At 35.5% G+C, this 19,229-nt stretch carries 15 protein-coding genes and 1 rRNA gene; 14 read left to right on the forward strand and 2 right to left on the reverse strand.

What is annotated here, in order from left to right; genetic code table 11:
* The first annotated feature begins 8 nt into the window (after positions 1–8).
* From B9A18_RS20855 to B9A18_RS20910, 12 genes are all read left to right on the forward strand, one after another.
* On the forward strand, positions 9–377 hold the full coding sequence (locus B9A18_RS20855; RefSeq protein ID WP_084291484.1) for a hypothetical protein: 369 nt from the start codon (positions 9–11) through the stop codon (positions 375–377).
* 218 nt (positions 378–595) lie between these two features.
* Complete coding sequence (locus tag B9A18_RS20860; protein WP_084291485.1) at positions 596–979, forward strand: response regulator; 384 nt, start codon at positions 596–598, stop codon at positions 977–979.
* Positions 979–2,061: a sugar transferase gene (locus B9A18_RS20865; RefSeq protein ID WP_084291486.1), complete on the forward strand. Its 1,083-nt coding sequence runs from the start codon at positions 979–981 to the stop codon at positions 2,059–2,061. Before B9A18_RS20860 ends, B9A18_RS20865 begins: the two co-directional genes overlap by 1 nt.
* Positions 2,062–2,106: 45 nt before the next feature.
* A complete protein-coding gene (locus B9A18_RS20870) occupies positions 2,107–2,787 on the forward strand; it encodes a TolC family protein (protein ID WP_084291487.1) in 681 nt (226 codons plus the stop codon).
* A gap of 17 nt (positions 2,788–2,804) precedes the next feature.
* Entirely contained in the window at positions 2,805–4,958 is a 2,154-nt protein-coding gene (locus tag B9A18_RS20875) for a GumC family protein (protein WP_084291488.1), read from the forward strand.
* A gap of 319 nt (positions 4,959–5,277) precedes the next feature.
* Complete coding sequence (locus tag B9A18_RS20880) at positions 5,278–6,426, forward strand: O-antigen ligase family protein (protein ID WP_235005395.1); 1,149 nt, start codon at positions 5,278–5,280, stop codon at positions 6,424–6,426.
* 293 nt (positions 6,427–6,719) lie between these two features.
* Entirely contained in the window at positions 6,720–7,169 is a 450-nt protein-coding gene (locus B9A18_RS20885; protein WP_235005396.1) for an acyltransferase, read from the forward strand.
* 18 nt (positions 7,170–7,187) lie between these two features.
* On the forward strand, positions 7,188–8,381 hold the full coding sequence (locus B9A18_RS20890) for a glycosyltransferase (RefSeq protein WP_235005397.1): 1,194 nt from the start codon (positions 7,188–7,190) through the stop codon (positions 8,379–8,381).
* Entirely contained in the window at positions 8,378–9,550 is a 1,173-nt protein-coding gene (locus tag B9A18_RS20895; protein ID WP_084291492.1) for a glycosyltransferase, read from the forward strand. Before B9A18_RS20890 ends, B9A18_RS20895 begins: the two co-directional genes overlap by 4 nt.
* Positions 9,551–9,575: 25 nt before the next feature.
* Positions 9,576–10,712, forward strand: coding sequence for a glycosyltransferase family 4 protein (locus B9A18_RS20900; protein ID WP_144009564.1), 1,137 nt, complete (start codon positions 9,576–9,578; stop codon positions 10,710–10,712).
* A gap of 130 nt (positions 10,713–10,842) precedes the next feature.
* Positions 10,843–11,649: a glycosyltransferase family A protein gene (locus B9A18_RS20905; RefSeq protein WP_084291493.1), complete on the forward strand. Its 807-nt coding sequence runs from the start codon at positions 10,843–10,845 to the stop codon at positions 11,647–11,649.
* A gap of 16 nt (positions 11,650–11,665) precedes the next feature.
* On the forward strand, positions 11,666–13,021 hold the full coding sequence (locus B9A18_RS20910; RefSeq protein WP_084291494.1) for an oligosaccharide flippase family protein: 1,356 nt from the start codon (positions 11,666–11,668) through the stop codon (positions 13,019–13,021).
* A 17-nt stretch (positions 13,022–13,038) separates the two neighbouring features.
* On the opposite strand, the gene B9A18_RS20915 is transcribed toward B9A18_RS20910, so the two are convergent.
* Positions 13,039–14,595 carry a beta-galactosidase gene (locus tag B9A18_RS20915; protein WP_084291495.1) on the reverse strand — a complete coding sequence of 519 codons (1,557 nt, stop codon included), beginning with the start codon at positions 14,593–14,595 and terminating at the stop codon, positions 13,039–13,041.
* 4 nt (positions 14,596–14,599) lie between these two features.
* Complete coding sequence (locus B9A18_RS20920) at positions 14,600–16,021, reverse strand: hypothetical protein (protein ID WP_144009565.1); 1,422 nt, start codon at positions 16,019–16,021, stop codon at positions 14,600–14,602.
* Between the two features lie 551 nt (positions 16,022–16,572).
* Between B9A18_RS20920 and B9A18_RS20925 the strand changes: the two genes are divergently transcribed.
* Positions 16,573–18,012 carry a hypothetical protein gene (locus B9A18_RS20925; protein ID WP_144009566.1) on the forward strand — a complete coding sequence of 480 codons (1,440 nt, stop codon included), beginning with the start codon at positions 16,573–16,575 and terminating at the stop codon, positions 18,010–18,012.
* Between the two features lie 1,140 nt (positions 18,013–19,152).
* Positions 19,153–19,229 (forward strand): 16S ribosomal RNA (locus tag B9A18_RS25330); the annotation flags it as partial.

The raw sequence follows: 19,229 nt of genomic DNA on the forward strand, positions 1-19,229 counted from the left end.
TAATAAAAATGAAAATCTCAACCCTATTGATTCTTCTTATTTTATCTTTCGCTAGCTGCAAGAAAGAATCCCTAACGAATGACTTATCAGGTGTCGTTCTTAATAATAAGGGAGTTTTACGCGTGGAATGTAGTGATTGTCAGTTGAACTATTCTGTTCAAGGTAAAAATTATAATGTTGCAATAAAAAATGGTAGTGAGGATATCTCTTTTTTTTATTTAACAGATTTTAATTTGACGACACAGCTTAAATCTTTGGAAGCTCAGGGCATCAGATTAATGATAATTGACTCATTTGGACGTGTAGTGTCTAATGAGCTCAGCACTTGTTTGGAAGGTGAGATCCGAAACGGTTCTTTTAGGATCAATGCTAAATAATTATTGAATTCTGCTTTATAAGCAATGCACTTATGTATTGCATGGAATTGGTGTGTTAAAATATATTACACGGATTTTGGTTTTTATAGCAAATTGTTATTTTTACATATAACTTAGTTGTTGAAATAAAAGTCATTTTAATAAAGAAGTAGTTGGAATTATTTGTTTAAGTTTGAATTAATTTTAGTAGACAGGAAGGTTAAAACGCTTAAGGTACCATGGATAGCAAGGAAGATAATAAAAAAACGATATTAGTTATTGATGATGAACCAAGTATACTTAAGCTGTTGAATTTTATACTTTCTTCTGAATATACTTTGGTTATAAAGACAAGTGGGATAGAGGCAATAGCCTGGTTGGAGGAAGGAAATGATCCTGATTTAATTATATCTGATTTGATGATGCCCTATTTTGACGGAAGTACGCTAATAAAAAATCTTAAAATAAGTGGTTTTTATAGAAATACACCTGTTATTTTGTTGTCTGGAGCAGACGATTTAGAAGATAAAGTGAAGGAAATGTCATTCAAAATAGACAGTTTTCTGGAAAAGCCATTTAATCCTACAATTTTGAAATCTCATATAACACAACTCCTTTCGTAATGATCACAGCAACTATGAATCGACCTGAGATAAATGCAAAGATTGTGTACTTCGGCAAACTTCTTAAGAATGTTGTATTTGAAGATTTTGAATCTAACTTCAATATAGAACACTTAGACAATCCTGATGATTTTAAGCATTATCTGGATAATCGTTCGTTGTTAAGCCTGCCCGACATTATCTTAATAGAAGTTGATGATAATACGGAATGTTTTAATCAGGTCTCTTACATCAAGAACAACCCTTTACTTCATGGATTAGTTATTGTTTTACTGGGCGTAAAGGAAAACAAGGAATGGAGAAGGCGCGCCTTGAAGCTACAGGTAAACGATTATTATACCTATCCTTTTCCAATTGAGGATTTTTATGAACGCCTTAATTTTTTGATCAAATTTAAACTGATCAAACCCAAACTGCTGGAATTGTCTCAACAAATGGACGTTGAGTATCAGACACCACTTACGAAAAGAATTTTTGATGTTCTGGCTTCAGGAGCGGCCTTGTTATTCCTGATGCCTCTGTTTGTTATTGTGGCTATTTTGATAAAATTAGAGTCAAAAGGAGAAGCAATTTACAGAAGTAAAAGAGTTGGAGCAGGTTATAAAATCTTCGATTTTTATAAGTTTAGATCGATGAGAAGTGATGCTGATCAGATGATTGCTTCTATAGCCGAACTCAATCAGTACGCTAATGAATCTAATAAAAAGAACGGTAAGGCTGCCTTTGTCAAATTCAAGGATGATCCAAGAATTACAAAATTAGGCGCTTTTTTAAGAAGAACCAGTATTGATGAGTTACCTCAATTGATCAATGTATTCATTGGAGACATGTCGTTGGTCGGTAACCGACCTTTGCCGTTGTATGAAGCTGAACAGTTAACTACAAATGAATGGTCGACAAGGTTTTTAGGCCCTGCAGGGTTAACCGGCTTATGGCAGATCAGCAAAAGAGGCAAGAAAGATATGTCTGAAACAGAACGGAAAGAGCTGGATAATTACTATGCAGCGAATTATTCGATTTTATTAGATTTGAAGATTATCATGAAGACAATACCAGCATTGATTCAGAAAGAAAAAGTTTAAATAGTCATTAGAAAATATAAATTAACCTACCAAAAAAGAAAATTCATGAAAAAGTTAGTAAACATTATCGTTGTAACTCTGATGTTTTTAAGTATCAATGTGTATGCGCAAGAATCAATCATTGGAGAGATTAAATATGCTGACCTTGAGAAATACATTTCTTTAGCAAAAGAGAATTATCCTAAAGCCAAGGCTTATAATGAAACCATCTCTAAGGCAAAAAATGAATTGCCAATTACGGCATTATCTTATCTTGATATCTTTAATGCTTCATATTTTTACAGACCTGATGATAGATCTGTTCTAGATCCGATAAATCCTTACAATGTAAATGGATTTCAATTTGGTGTTAATGTGAACTTGGGAACCTTTCTTCAAAAGCCTTTTAATGCACGAAAAGCTAAGTCCGATTATAAAATAGCTCAATATCAGGCGAAAGAATATGAATTGGGACTTGAGGTTGAAGTGAAAAAAAGATATTATAACTACATTCAACAGCTTAGTCAGTTGAAAATTTATACTGCCAGTATGCAAGACAATAAGAATACGGCCGATAATCTGAGATATAAATTCGAAAAAGGTGAGATATCTCTTGATACTTACAACCAATCCAGAATTAATTTAACTAGTGCAACCACATCAAAAATACAAACTGAAGTAAACTTGTTAAGCGCAAAAGATGCATTGGAAGAGATCATAGGCATGAAATTGGCTGACGTAAAATAACTTATCTAGGATTTTAAATGAATATTAAAGCTTTTTTAGGACTTCTTAATAAATACAAATGGATTTTGATTATTGTTCCAGTTGTAGCAATAGCCATAACTTTTTTTCTAGTTAAAAATTTACCTAAGGAGTATTATTCTGAGGCCCAAATTGCGACTGGAATAATTGATCTTTCTAAACGGGTTGTGGTTGACGGTAATCAGAGTATGGATTATTTCAAGATCACCCAGCAATTCTCAAACATCATTGAAAGAATGAAAATGAGAAGAATAATGAGTCGTCTTTCTTATAGACTTATTTTACATGACCTCGAAGATCCAAAGAATTCATTTAAGCGATATAGTAAGGAGTTGGATTCTCTAAATGCAAGGCAGCGAACAGAACTGATTAGTCTATATAATGATAAGCTCCAAAAAGGTGAGGTGTTGTCTATAGCTGATAATAAGGGTAAATACAAATTGTACGATCTGGTCGGATCCATGGAGTATGGAAAAGATGATCTTGAAAGGAAGCTGAATATCTACCGGCCCGATGGTAGCGACTTCGTTAACGTTAGTTTTACTTCACATAATGCAGATCTTTCGGCATTTGTAGTGAATACTTTATCGACGGAGTTCATCAATTCTTATGGGCGTGATGTAAATACAAACCAAAATAGCTCTATTGAACTTTTGGATTCTTTACTTAGAAAAAAAGAGTTTGCGATGAATCAAAAAAATTCGGCTTTAAAGGAATTCAAGATGAAGAATGGTGTATTGAATCTCGATAAGCAATCGGAGATGGTATACAGTCAAATCTCTCAGAATGAAGATAGAAAGGCTCAGGCGCTTCGCGAGATTCAGTCCAATAGAATGGCTATTGCAGATATAAATGTTAAATTAAGGGGGACTGATGTGTTTTCAGGAGGTACATCGACTGTTGACAATAAAGCAATAGTGAATCTCAAAAACCAGTTGAAGGTTGCAAATGATGCTTATATAGACGGGGGGTTTAAATTAGTGCACAAATTAAGAATTGACTCTCTGAATCGTCTGATTGATCGTTTAAGTTCACGTATGTCTGATGATAACGTAACCAATCCACAAGCATCAAAGCAAGTTTTAGTTCAACAAAAGCTGAATCTTGAAACCGCTGTAAGTCAGGCCGCTGGAAGTATTCGGTCAATAGACAATGAGTTAGCCGCGCTAAAGGCTAAGTATAATAGTATGGTGCCTTTTGATGCTGGAATTCAGAATTATGAAAGGGAGGCAGAACTTGCCACAAAGGATTACATGACAGCTTTGGATACCTACAATCAAAACAGGACAGAACAGAACATCGCGTTGAAGCTACAAGTTGCACAATTTGGATTACCAGGATCGCCACTTTCTTCTAAGAGTATTTTGTATGTAGCTCTAGCCGGTGTTTCCAGTTTTTCATTTTGTTTTTTGGGGCTAATGGGAATATTTCTGGTAGACAATACTATTGTTAATTCAAAACAGCTGCAGCAGGCTACAAACTCAAGGGTATTAGGAAGCCTAAACTACATGAAGAATGCTGATTTAAGTATCAGAAGTATTTGGAAAGACCAGGAACATAATCCAGAATTTTCCGTATATAAAGATCTTTTAAGATCTTTAAGATTTGAAATATCCAGTGCTTTTGCGAAAGAAAATACCAAGATATTGGGAATAACTAGTTTAAAGGCAAATGAAGGTAAGTCTTTTATTGCAAGTAGTTTGGCTTATGCTTTTGCAATGATGGGAAGTAAAGTGTTGTTAATTGGGGGGCAGGTAAGTGTTACTAATTCAAATTCGAAGGAACTGGCTTTAAATCAGGATTTTGAAACGTTTTTAGTAAAGCGTGAAATTCAAACGGAAGATTTAATTACAGTGATGAATAAGAGTTCTTCTGGGACATCACTGCTTGAAATGCAGAATGCGGTTAGTTTAAGATCAGGGTTTGAAGTTTTGAGAAAAGAGTTTGATGTCATTATTATTGATATAAACAGCTTAAGTGATATTAATCTCTCTAAGGAATGGCTTTTATTTACAGAAAATAATATTGCCGTGTTTGAAGCCGGGAATACAATCACCGATCAAGATAAGCAACTGGTTGATTATATTAAAGATCGACCAGGCTTTTTAGGATGGGTGATTAATAAAGTTAAACTGGAAAACATTAAAAATTAACAAAGGCCGTATTCTATTTGCAGCGATGATTCGATTTCTATCTTCTTTATCCAAGACAAAGCAGACATTGATCCTGGCAGTTCTAGGTTTTGCTGTTTCTTTGGGTATGAGTATTCTCACGATTACTACGCTTGCAGGGCCAATCATACTTATTTTCGCTGCCTTCTTCGTCATATATATTATACTGTTATTCAAAGATCCATCCATTGGTTTAGTTACTCTTTTGATATATTGTTTTATCATTAACTTATTCTCGAGGGAACTCACTTCTGCCGTCCCATTTGGAATAGGTATAGAAGTTTTTTTAATACTCATTTGGATGGCTGTAATTATATTAAACAATGAATTTGACTGGAAACGGATAAATAATGTTTTAACTAAGTTGATGTTCGTTTGGTTTATTATTAGTGTGGTAGAAATAATTAATCCGGCTGGCGCAAGTATCAGGGGATGGGTACAGGAAGTGAGAAGTACTGCATTGTTTCCGATACTTATCATTCCTCTTGTTTTTCTATTGTTTGATTCGGAGCATAAACTGAATCTTTTTTTAGGATTGATAATTTCATTGTCTTTCCTGGCAACACTGAATGGGATTAAGCAAGAGCATATTGGACCTTCTGCGGGGGAACAAAGGTTTTTGGATATGGGAGGAGCAGTTACTCATGTGTTGTGGGGGAAATTGCGCGTGTTTTCCTTTTATAATGATGCAGGTCAATTTGGAGCTTCACAAGCGTCATTTATTTTAGTAGCATTGATGATTGCCCTTGGTCCGTTTAGGACATGGATAAGAATTCTTATGGTACTGATTTCTGGTGCTTTCGTGTATGGGATGCTTATTTCAGGAACTAGAGGTGCTTTGTTTGCACTCGTGGTTGGGGCTTTTTTTGCCATATTTCTGACTAGGAACATTAAGATTTTAGTTCTTGGGGCTATAGCTGCATTGATGTGTTTGTTCGTTTTAAAGTATACAACGATTGGAAATGGTAACTATGCTATTTACAGAATGCGTACGGTTTTTGATCCCAAAGAAGCATCGTTAAATGTACGACTGGAGAATCAGCACATTCTCGCGGAGTATTTGAAAAGCCATCCATTTGGTGGGGGGCTTGGTGTTATCGGTGCATGGGGTAAAGAATATAATAGAGACAAATTTTTGTCTACAATTGAACCTGATAGCTATTGGGTGAAATTATGGGCGATGTATGGAATTGTTGGTTTTACATTTTGGTTTTGTATGATGATGTTTATCTTGGGGAAGTGTTGTGGTATTATTTGGAAAATCAGAAACATTAAACTAAGGTATAAGGCTATTGCCCTCCTATCATCTACTGCAGGGATATTTTTTTGCAGCTATGGTAATGAGGTAATGAATGCAATGCCATCAGCAATTGTTGTTGCGATGTCACTTGCCTTTATTTTTATGTGCCCGGAGTTTGATCAAAGCCATGATACGCCAGTTCTAAATTAATAATTAATAAAGTATGCCTTTTGAGATTTTTTTGATTCCAGGTCTGATATGCTTCGCTATTGCTTTTTTTCGTGAAATTAGAGCGAATAAGTAGTTCAGTGTTATAGATTTTTAATGAACACTTCGATATGTCAATAGTTGATAAAATAAAATCTAGCCCAAGGCTAAAAAAAATAGCTCATTGGCTTTTAATGCCTTCAAATGATCATAAACCACGTTTATGGGTTAGGTTATTTTTAAACCCTTTTAAACACAAAAGAGGTTCACAGAGCATTATTCGTTATCGAAGTAGAATGGATGTGTTTCCATTTAACCGCTTTGAATTGGGAAGTAAGTCAACAATTGAAGACTTTGTTACTATCAATAATGGAGTTGGTGATGTAATTATTGGTGATAAGACCATGATTGGTATTGGAAGTGTTATAATTGGGCCGGTAACGATAGGTAACCACGTAATGTTAGCACAGAATATCGTTGTTTCTGGTTTGAACCATGGATATGAAGATCCAAATGTACCACCAAGCCTACAAAAGGAAACTAAGAAATTGATTGTGATTTCGGATGATGTGTGGATCGGGGCAAATAGTGTTATAACCGCTGGTGTTACCATTGGTAAGCATGTTGTCGTTGGAGCTGGGAGTGTGGTGACAAAGGATATTCCTGACTATAGTGTTGCCGTGGGGAACCCGGCTAGGATCATTAAGCAGTATTCTTTCAATGAGGGAGAATGGAAAAAGAATTAATTTGTTTATATTATGCAAATGGTTAACAAAGACGTTATCATACTAGGGCAACAGGCCTGGGATACAGAGATTGGGAGTAACTGCAAAAATATTGCCCAAGAAATAGCTAAAGATAATCGTGTTCTATATGTAAATTCTCCGCTAGATCGGGTTACGAAATTAAAAGGTATTGGTGACCCTAAAGTTAAAAAGCGTATAGAAGTCATTGAGAAGAAACGCGACGGGTTGGTATCTGTTTCCGAAAATTTATGGAACCTTTATCCTGACTGCCTGGTGGAATCCATTAACTGGATAAATAACAAGTACATTTTTGATTTTTTTAACAAAAGGAATAATTCAAATTTTTCAAAATCAATAAAAGCCGCGATTGAAAAGTTAAACTTTAAAGATTTTATCTTATTTAATGACAGCGAGATGTTTAAGGGATTTTACCTTAATGATTTTCTAAAGCCGGATATCAGTATTTATTATTCCAGAGATTTTATGCTTGCTGTTGATTACTGGAAGAAGCATGGCGAACGTTTAGAGCCTCAGCTTATTGCTAAAAGTGATTTATGTATAGCTAATTCGTTTTATCTTACTGATTATTGTAAGGATTTTAATAAGAATTCATATTACGTTGGCCAGGGCTGTGATTTAGAAATCTTTAAAGAAGACGCGGCAGCTTTAAAACCTGTAGAACTGAGCAATATAACTACTCCAGTTATTGGATATGTAGGTGCGATGCAAAGTTTGCGTTTGGATATAGAATTGATTAAATATATAGCTGCTAAAAGGAGTGACTGGACGATAGTTTTAGTTGGTCCAGAGGATGATGAATTTAAGAAATCTGCGTTACATCAGTTAGAAAATGTGATATTTACCGGGAGTAAACCATTAGAAGATTTACCAGTTTATATACAATTTTTTGATGTTTGTATTAATCCACAGCTGGTTAATCAGGTTACGATTGGAAATTATCCCCGCAAAGTCGATGAGTATTTGGCTTTGGGAAAGCCAACAGTGGCAACCAAAACTCGGGCTATGGATCTTTTCAAAGATCATGTGTATTTAGCAGATGGAAAAGAAGAGTACATTGTGAGTATTGAGCAAGCTATGGTAGAAGATAGTGCTGAACTTCAACAAGCGAGAAGGACATTTGCGGAAAGCCATACCTGGGGAAATTGTGTGAAAGCGATTTATGAATCCATAAAAAACGAACACTTAAAATGAATATAGTATTATACATATTTATTGTTTTACAGATCCTAATTGGAGTTCATTTTCTAATGCCTCTTGTATACTGGGCTTTGCGAAAATTTTCTGCCAGGATTAACTTTGAAAATAGCGGTTCTTCAGAGTTAGATTATGCTGTTATTGTAACAGCTTATCAACACGTAAATCTGATCCCGATGGTTGTTGAATCGATACTGAATGCTAATTATGAAAATTATCTTATATACGTAGTGGCAGATAATTGTGATATCAGTACTTTAAACTTTACAGACGAACGTGTTATTATTTTCAGGCCTGAATCAGTATTGGCCAGCAATACAAAATCACATTTTTATGCCATAGACAGGTTTCAAAGAGCACATGAGTACTTGACGATAATTGATAGCGACAATCTTTTGCATCCAGACTATTTTAATGAACTTAATCGGGTTTTTGCTGGAGGATATTCCGCTATTCAAGGTGTAAGGTCCGCCAAAAACCTTGATACAACCTATGCTTGTTTGGATGAAGCCGGTGATATCTTCTATCGTTTTGTAGATAGAAAACTAATGTATGAAGCAGGGTCCTCAGCTGCCCTTTCAGGTTCTGGTATGGCATTTAGAACTAGTCTTTACAAAAGAAGTCTACAAGATAATCATTATAAGGGCGCTGGATTCGATAAAATCCTGCAATATGAAATTGTATCTTCTGGTGATAGAATCGCTTTCGCTGAAAAGGCAATTGTGTATGACGAGAAAACAGCCAAAACTGATCAACTGGTGAACCAAAGATCCCGTTGGATCAATACTTGGTTTAAATATCTCTTTTTTGGATTTAAGCTGTTATGGAAAGCAGTAAAGGGGGGGGGGATTAATCAACTTTTATTTAGTGTAATGTTGCTGAGGCCACCATTGTTTATATTGTTAATTCTGGTGTTCGGATGTCTTGTTTTGGATATAATATTTATTCCAATAATGCTTAGCTATTGGTTGTTCTCAATCCTTGTGTTCTTCGCTTCAGTCTTTATGGCTTTATCGCATTTTAAGGCAGATAAAAAGATATATCACTCACTTAAAAATGCGCCCAAATTTATATATTTTCAGATTTTGGCTCTTTTGAAAGTACGGAAAGCTAATCAAGTATCTGTAGCCACTGAGCATTACCATGAAGAAATCGTTAATAGGTAAACATTAGAAATAATAACAACAATTCATGAGAAATAAATTGCGGATAGGTATTGAGGTACAAAGACTGTTTAGAAAAAAGAAGCATGGAATGGAGGTCGTTGCGCTTGAAATAATCAAGCAACTTCAACAGCTTGATACTTATAATGAGTATATTATTTATGTTAGAGAAGATGTGGATAAATGTATTGTTGAGACTTCAAATTTTAAAATAAGAGAGCTGCGTGCAAAATCCTATTTTACCTGGGAGCAAATTTCGTTGCCAGCGGCAGTAAGACGGGATAAGCTTGATTTTCTTCACTCAACCTGTAATACATCCGCATTATGGCTCTCGGTTCCATTGATGCTCACCTTGCATGATATAATTTATTTGGAAAAAACGGATTTTAAGGGAACGGCATATCAAAATTTTGGAAATATATATAGAAGATTAATTGTGCCCAGAATTGTTAAAATGAGTAGGATCATTGTTACAGTTTCCAATTTTGAGCGTGAAGCGATATTAAAGAAACTGAACCTAGCTGATGGGGATGTGAAGGTTATTTATAATGCGGTTAGCCCTAAATTTACAATGGCTTTTGAGCCAGAACAAATAGCAGAATTTAGGCAGTGTTATTCGCTTCCAAGTTCCTTTATCTTGTTTTTAGGCAATACAGCTCCTAAAAAAAATACCGTAAATGTGATAAAGGCATATGTCGAATATAGACGTCGGTCTCCGGACGGCTTGCCTTTGGTTATACTTGACTTCGATAAGAACCTGGTTTTCGAATTATTGGAGGAGATGAATGCAATGGATTTGCAGGAGGCATTCTTGTTTCCCGGATACATCCCATCTGAAGAAATGCCTCAACTTTATAATAGTAGTACGCTTTTTTTGTATCCATCCCTTCGCGAGAGTTTCGGGTTACCTATTTTAGAAGCAATGGCGTGTGGCGTTCCAGTAATAACATCTAATACTTCGTCAATGCCTGAAGTAGCTGCTGATGCAGCGCTATTTGTTGACCCCTTTGATCATCTGAATATTACGGATCAGATAGATTATATATTGTCTCAACCTGAATTGATGACCGAAATGAAAGCAAAAGGAGTAAAAAGAGCAGCCAAATTTACCTGGAAATCATCAGCAGAACAATTACTTGAAGTTTATCAGGAGTTGATCAAATGAGTTTATTGAAATGAATAGGATTCACTATAACAGTGTGCAGGCATGCGCCTATGTAGTAGAAGAAATGAAATCGGGAAGATTATAATGATGCGAAGTATTGATTGTTTACAAACTACAAAAATATAAAACAATGTCTTTCAGACCTCTTAATGTTCCTGCGTATATCAAAGATCAACAGCATGATGCTGAGTGGTTTTTAAAGCGCGCGAACGATATTCGTGAAAATTTAAAGCGATTTAGTCCGGTCAATCCTGACATAACTATAATTATTCCTGCCTTCAATGAAGAGGATTCAATATTGAGAACTTTATCCTCATTGACCAAAACTATTACCAATCTATCGGTCGAAATTCTTGTAGTTAATAATAATTCTACCGATAAGACACAAGAACTAATCGAATTGGTGGGAGTAACTCATATTATCGAATATAAGCAGGGTGTGAAAAATGCAAGGAATGCTGGTCTTCAAGCTGCGAGAGGAACGATCATTATGAATGCCGACGCGGATTCGGTTTACAGTCCATATTGGGTGAACATGTTGGGTAGACCATTATTAGAAGATCCGGAGGTTGCGTGTGTTTACGGAAGGTTTGCCTTCTTACCGGATTCATCTGCCGGTAGATTACCATATTTTTTATATGAAACCGTTGGAGACGTATTTAAAGGAATAATCCAAAGAAATATGGAAGAAGCAATGTATGCCTATGGCTGCAGTACCGCCTATAGGAAATTACAAGGTTTAGAAGTTGGCGGTTATGAGCATCCACCAGGGGCAAACGAGGATGGGTATCTGGCGCTGAAATTAAAGACTAAATTTGGGAGGCTTGAGAGAATAAGTAGCATTCGATCATTGGTTTGGACGTCTGATAGGAGATTGATGGAGCAGGGTGGGTTAATTAAGGCTTTTGTAGCAAGGCTAAGTTCATTGTCAAAATAAGTATTTGCCGTAATCTATGAAAGATAAAGCCTTATTGTTATTTAATATTTTTAAGAGTAAACATATTTTGTCTCTTGCAAGTAATGGGATCAACGCTTTAATTGGTATGGTTACTATTTCGATGCTCTTTAGGTTTTTGTCCCAGGAAGATATGGGAAACTGGGGCTTTTTTCTAACCGTACTTTTATTGGTAGATACTTTCAGATCTGGTTTTCTATCTACGGCATTTGTGAAATTTTATTCTGGTTCTGATGAAAATAGAAAGGATGAAATTATAGGATCAACATGGTTTATTGCTATTGGAATCACCTTGGTATTTATGGTTATAAATATTCCAGCCTATTTTGTTTCTTTACACGTAAAGGATACCAGTATCACATTGTTTTTACAGTTTTTTAGTTTAAATTATTTACTTTCTCTTCCATTTTTTGTTTCTAATTGCATCTTACAGGGGAAGCAACGGTTTGACCGCTTATTAATACTCAATTTTTCCAATCAAGGGTGTTTCCTGGCATTGTTGATTGTCGTGATTTTTTTTGGTAAGATAGATATACACACTGTGCTTTACTGTTACTTATCCGCTAATTTTATATCAAGTGCCGTAGCATTAATTTGCGGGTGGACAGCTATTAGTAAGCTTAGATTCAGAACTTGGTCTGGGGTGAAAGAGCTATATAACTTTGGTAAGTTTAGCGTAGGGACTAACTTGAGTGCGACATTATTGAATTCGGCTGATGCCTTTATTATAAAACTTTTCTTAGGTCCAGCTTATCTCGCTATCTATAATGCAGGAACTAAGCTTATGCAGGTTGTGGAAATTCCTCTTCGTAGTTTTGTTTTTACAGCAATGCCATCCTTATCTGCATATTTTAATTCAAATCAGAAACTTGAACTGTTACAGGTAATGAAGAAAAACATTGGTCTGATTACATTTATACTGATGCCCCTACTTATTTTCGGCTTTGTGTTTGCTGATTATGCTATTTTGATTCTGGGGGGGGCAAAATATAGCCACACTGAGGCACCCAATATATTGAGGATATTTATGTTGATCTCTCTGTTATATCCTGCAGAACGGTTTTTTGCATTGACACTAGATATTATCCATTTGCCAAAAATTAATTTTTTAAAAGTTATGTTAATGGTTATCGTTACTGTTGTAACAGATCTGGTCGCCATAAAACTTACAGGTAGTGTATATGGCGTGGCCGCGGCATCTATAGCCAGCACACTTACAGGATTAATTATCGGTTATTATTACCTAAATAAGCGCTACAACAAATTCACCTTTTTCAATATATATGGCCAGGGTTATTATGAACTTATTCAATTGCTAAAGTCTAATTACCTTAATTTTGTAACAAAAAGATAACCAGGTCTTTGTTGGTTTTATTCGATTTTAACAAAGGTAGGAGTTTCGGTAACATTGATTACAAGTTTATCATTAACCGCTACTTTTTGGGAGCTCATTTCATTTGAGCCTGCCTGAGGCCTATAAAGTGTAACTTCTTTAACTTCTTTTCCTATGTTCAGTGTATGAGTTGTTTTTCTATCTTTTTGATCCGGAACCGTCAACACATACATCTTTTTCAATCCATTGGTATAGAGATCAACGATGGGATCATTTGAAGTCGTACTGACATAAACGTAATTACTCATTAATTTTTTTGCCTGGTAAATATAATCCCCAGAAATTCTTCTTTCACCTTTTTCGATAAGCCCCGCTGAAGCGTATTGAGTTGGATCATTCAAATTAACATCATTCAACATATAGAAAAAGGTCCGTTTAATGCCTTTTCTTGCATACAACAGACTTGTCCTAAGTATCCAATCTGCCTGTGTCTGGCGTGTTGTTTTATTTGCAATAGATGCAACTGCCTGGATGCTTTTTGGATTAACATCAAATCCACATTCAGTAACCCAAATATCAGTATCATTAGCATGGGCTTTACTTAATTTAATGAAATTGTCAGCAACCAATCCAACGTCAGATAACTCCGGGGCCTTTCCTTTCTGCCAGTTTTCGTTTGAATAATGATGATAGTTAATTACATCAAAGCACAAGGAGTATTTCCCATCTTTTACCCTATTGATTTTACACCACTCAATCATTCGTTTTACAAAAGCTGGGTTTGGGTCTGCTATTCCTGCCATTACCACTTTCATAGTCGGATCAGCGGTTTTAACCCCCACATCTGCACCAAGTGTCCCCATGTGGCCATCGTAAAAAGCAGAGAGGTGGGCAGCGTATTGTTCGGGAGTCTGTTGTGCATTAGGTCCCCTCCAGTCTTTATCAGGTTCATTGCTGCATTCTAAGTATTTTAGGATGCCTAATCCTACTTTAGGAGCATTTTGTTCATACGGGGCAACTTTCACTAAATTCCGGTCAATTGATTTGTTCTCACCATATCTCGCAGCGATTTGGAATCCTACTTTCGCCATTGCAATATACGATGCCGGCAAATTTTTATTACTACCATTGGGTACCGGGGTATAGTCCCTTAAGCTACTATATGGATCAGTCGTATTATATGAAGGATAAGATTTTCTCATCCAGGTTGGCATAATCTGCAAACACACGAGAGTGGTTATCCCCAGCTCTTTATTTTTCCTATAAATTTCATCATAGAAACCCATATCGTAGAAACCCTCTTTCGGCTCAATCTTTTCCCAATCAAGGTATTGCCTAAACCCTGTAAAGCTATTGATAAGGTCAACTTTATTTGGATCCAGATTGTTGGAGTTGTCGAAAGTATACTCCCATTCGAATCCATTCACACCTAGTAAATCACTGAAGCGAATACTTTTAAGACTAAGGGTGTCAGAATCGATTTTAGTTTCCTTTGTTGGAAGAGTGGGACTTATTTGTTTTTTTTTACAACAGAAACAATTTACAGACAGGCTGATTAATATCGGAATTAAAATGTTTGCTTTTATAAAATTCATTATGTTATTCTACTGCTCCAATGGAAGGAAGAGACATAGATCTTGAAGTACCGTAGATGTCATAGATTACAGTCTGATTCGTGAGCGCTTCTAAACCTCTGCCAGATAAGGCTGCTCCGCTATTTTTTAAAGCAGTGGCTGGAGTAAGTTTGAACTGATTTTCGTCAACAATTCCAGCTTCCTGATAGGATTTGAAATATTTGTTGTTGAAGCCATTTCCCTTTGTATCACTCAATTCGTTCCAAATGAAATTTGTGTTGTTTTGACCCACTAGTGTAAACTTATAACCTATGTTATTAAATATATTGCATTGTCCTCCGCGTAAGCTATACAGATCCAGAATTTGAGCAGGGAAGGCTCCCTTTGGTAGTAGATTACCACAAGTATTGTTGAATACTTCAGCATTTGTATAGGTAGTTCTTCCAGCCATTAGGTTTCTAGAAAATGATTGCAATTCAAACGCGCTGTATTCTCTTGAGTTTATAACAATATTGTTATAAATTAGTGTCTTCTGTGGAGTTGTTCCAATACTGTAAACCCAGGCTCTGAGTGAATTTCCCTGATGGTCTCTAATTATATTGTTATAGAATTTTCCATTACCCTGCAGATAAAAGACTCCATTATGATTACTATTATTCTGATTTACATATTGTACTAAATTATTATGGATATCATAAGCATCCACATTTTCCATAACGAACGCACTACCAACGGATGGTGAATTTTTAAAACTCACGTATGCAATTTCTACATTGCGTAACAATCCACTGATAATGCCATTTTCAGCAGATCCTTTAAATCTGATTAAAGTTCCTGTATTATCGCAATCAATATTTAAAAATTTTAGATTTTTTGAGCATGAAGCGTCACTACCGTCGTAAATTTTACGAGAATCATATTGAATAACATTATAGGTATCGAGGTTTTTAAATACCACATTTGTTAAAGTGAAATTATCTATATTGTTTTTTAATTGAACTGAAGCTGCATCTGAATTTTTGTCTCTGAACACAAAACCTTTATCAATGCCTGGTGTACCTTTACCAGAAAAAATGATGTTTTTGACGTTCGAAAAAGTTAGTTGCTTGTCACCAATCATTTCGACCAGACCATCATTTTCAATATGTACAGTGCCATTGTCTTCACTCAGGAAATTGGTAATTTGAATTTCATTATATGATCCGCCTTTTATTTTTATAACAGTATTTCCTAAAATACCCAGGCGCTTAGCATCAATATAAAGATTACCACTCCCGGTACCAACTTCGAGGATTGTGGCATTAGGAGGAAGGACAACTGCAGTATCTTTTGGAGGATTAGGAACAGTAGGTGGGACGTGAATTTCAGGAGGGGTAGTATCTACTAAAATGGCTGGACTTTTTTTGCATCCGAATACAAAAAAAAGTGCACATAATATTAAGTGCATTGTTAAATGTTTATTCATATAAATTACTTTATCCCTTGTACATGCAATTGTAATAAAATTTATACAATTTTTATTTTTTTAATTTTTAGTGGTGATGGGTGTTTTTACTTTTTTTTTACCCATTCTTTGAAATTAATACTTGTAGAATGTTTTTCCCATGATTTTGTTTGTGCCAACGTACTTATATTGTTTTAATAATGACTTTTTTGTGACAATTTAACTGGTTTTGAGATCTAATGTGCGATATAGTGGAATTTTTGTCAATTATAATTTTATAATGGCTGCTAATTCATTTGCTTTAAAGTATCTTGTGGGGAATTTTTTGCACATTGTTGTCGGTATCTTATTTAGGATTAGTGCTTTCCGTTTAGATTTAATTTCATTATAATATTTATATTAGCTAATAAATTGTTTCTTATATGAAAAAAAATTGCCTCTGTTTAATTTTTCTTTTGTTAGTAACACTGGTTTTTACCAGGTGCAGTCCTGATCAAAATAGGAGTACAGTAGAAGTTAAACCCTTACGGGATAAAAAAGTTAAGATAAAAGATATGTTTGGTATTAATGGATTCGAATGGGATTTCTATGATAACCATTATAATTTTGATACGGCAAAGTATAGTTTAATTAAAACTTTTGGTGGCTTTAGACATTTCTTAGATTGGGACAGAATTGAACCTGAAAAAGGAGTATTTCGCTTTAACCATAAGCCAGAAGGTGGTTGGAGTTATGATGAGATTTATCATAAAGCGCATCAGGATAGTATAGATGTTCTTATTGATTTGCAAATAACGCCAGTCTGGATTGTAAATACTTATCCTGCAGCTAAAAGACAGAGAGATCTAATTCCAATTGATTATAAGGCGGTGCGGGATAAACCATCATCTTATAAAGAGATTGGCAAGGCGGGTTTTCAAATTGCAGCTCGTTATGGCAGAAATCGAAACATAGACAAAAGACTGATTCAAGTGCCGAAAGAGTCTGCTGATCCGGTTATAGGTTTAGGTTATGTTAAATATGTCGAAAGTAGCAACGAGCCCGATAAATGGTGGAAAGGCAAGGATTGTGAACAAACGCCAGAAGAGTATGCTGCGCAACTTTCAGCTTTTTATGATGGACATAAAGGCACTTTAGGTAAAGGCGTTGGGATCAAAAATGCTGATCCAACTATGGTTGTTGTAATGGGTGGAATTGCCAAACCTAATGTTGAGTATGTAAAGAGAATGGTAGAATGGTGTAAAAAGAATAGGGGGGTGAAGAAAACGGGTGGCATTGATTTATGCTTTGACGTGATCAACTATCATATGTATTCGAATGATTATACCGGTTGGTTCGCTTCATTTAGAAGTAAAGGGAGAGGGGTAGCACCGGAAACCAATGACATGACTAAAATTGCAGTATCTTTTACTGACTACGTTAAATCGCTGGGCCAGGCTATTCCAATATGGTCTACTGAAACAGGCTATGATTTAAGTGATAATAGTATTCAGCGAGCCATAGCAATAGGGGCAAAATCTAAAGAGCTTACTCAAGCTGATTGGATTTTGAGATTGGGGTTAATGTATGCAAGGCTTGGTATTGATAAGTTGTTCTTTTATCAATTATATGATAATAATGATCCTGGAACGGAAACAAGTAACCCATTTGGATTTTCAGGATTGGTTTCCAAGAATAAAAGGAGACCAGCTTCAGATTATATTTATCAGACAACAAAATTAATGGGTAACTATAATTACTACAATACTATTAGCAACGATCCTATAGTTGATATATATAAACTTGGGAACAAAATGATGTATGTGCTGTTTGTTCCCGATGAAGTTGATAGAAAAGAGAAATATCAGCTGGATTTAGGTAGCGGTACTAAAACAGCATTAATTTATTCACTCAATCCTGGTTCTGATCAGATGATAACTAAGGAGGTTCCTACAAATGATGGCCTTCTGGAATTAGAAACGACAGAAACTCCTATATTTGTTCAGGCGAAATAGCTTGTAGCTCCAGTTATAATTGAAGTGTATTAAGCGCTTCAATTATGATTTTTATCAATTCTTTTCGAGAATTTCCTTGCCTACTGTAGTATCAAGTTTCTTGGAAAAAGCATTTCGCTACTTTTTACTTTTCGAAGCCTTGCACTCCAAGAGATTGGGATTACCTTCAGGCCAATCGATATACCAGGAACTTCATAGCGATATTGATGTTTTGCCTGAATACCTGTAGAGGTATTTTTGTAAAACCAATTTTGGAAAGCTCGTCTATCTGCTCCCAGGCCCCTTACTGTGTTTCTTGATTGATGTAAATATAAGGTTTGGACTGCCTTGGGTCTGGGTATTGTCGTTTATAATTAGCGGATGTTAGATGGATACTGAACGGCTTTGTCCGATGAATGCCCGTCCATTACCCGTTCATTATAGCCTTTCCTTATGTTGACTATAAGGAAAGACCGAGTGTGAATGGGCACATCTCTATATACTATATATGGTATAGCAAATGAGCAGCACAACTTGAGGCTATAGTATAAGCATTGATTGATTTCATTTATTATCCTTCTGGCATAGGGACTTAGGGTTTTCTTTGAAGTATTACTGTATTTAAGTTTGTGGGGGCGTATAATTTTCCTACTTTTGCATCCCGCTTCGGAGGAAGGGAAATGGTGAAAAGGATATAGAGGAGGTTGATTTAAGGGCTTAGAATTAGAGATTGGTATTTCTTTATTAGTGTTTTAAAGCACTGGAAATAAAAAGGAAAAAAGTTTAATAAAAAACTTGACAATGCTAAAAAGATTTCTACCTTTGCAATCCCAAACAGAACGGGAGTTACCAAACGGAGTTTGCTAACAATAACAAAAAGATTGAAACGTTGAATATTTTAAAAGAGATCCGGAACATTAAGACCGGAGCGAAACTGAAGAATAGGAGATGCTAAGATATAAAAGAAGAACCGCGAGGAGATTCGATAAGTTCATTAAAGAGATGTCATTTATAAAGCGTAGCGAGGTAAGATAGTACATTTTCAAAGTACATGAAGACCAAGCTATTTTTTCAAGTCAGAATCTAACTAGACAATACAAATTAGAATAAGACTATTATTAATACAAGTTAAGAATGGTCAGTGTTCAAACATAACATTTTACAATGGAGAGTTTGATCCTGGCTCAGGATGAACGCTAGCGGCAGGCCTAATACATGCAAGTCGAACGATACTCTCT

This window comes from Pedobacter nyackensis (genome assembly GCF_900176505.1).
Taxonomy (GTDB): Bacteria; Bacteroidota; Bacteroidia; order Sphingobacteriales; family Sphingobacteriaceae; genus Pedobacter; species Pedobacter nyackensis.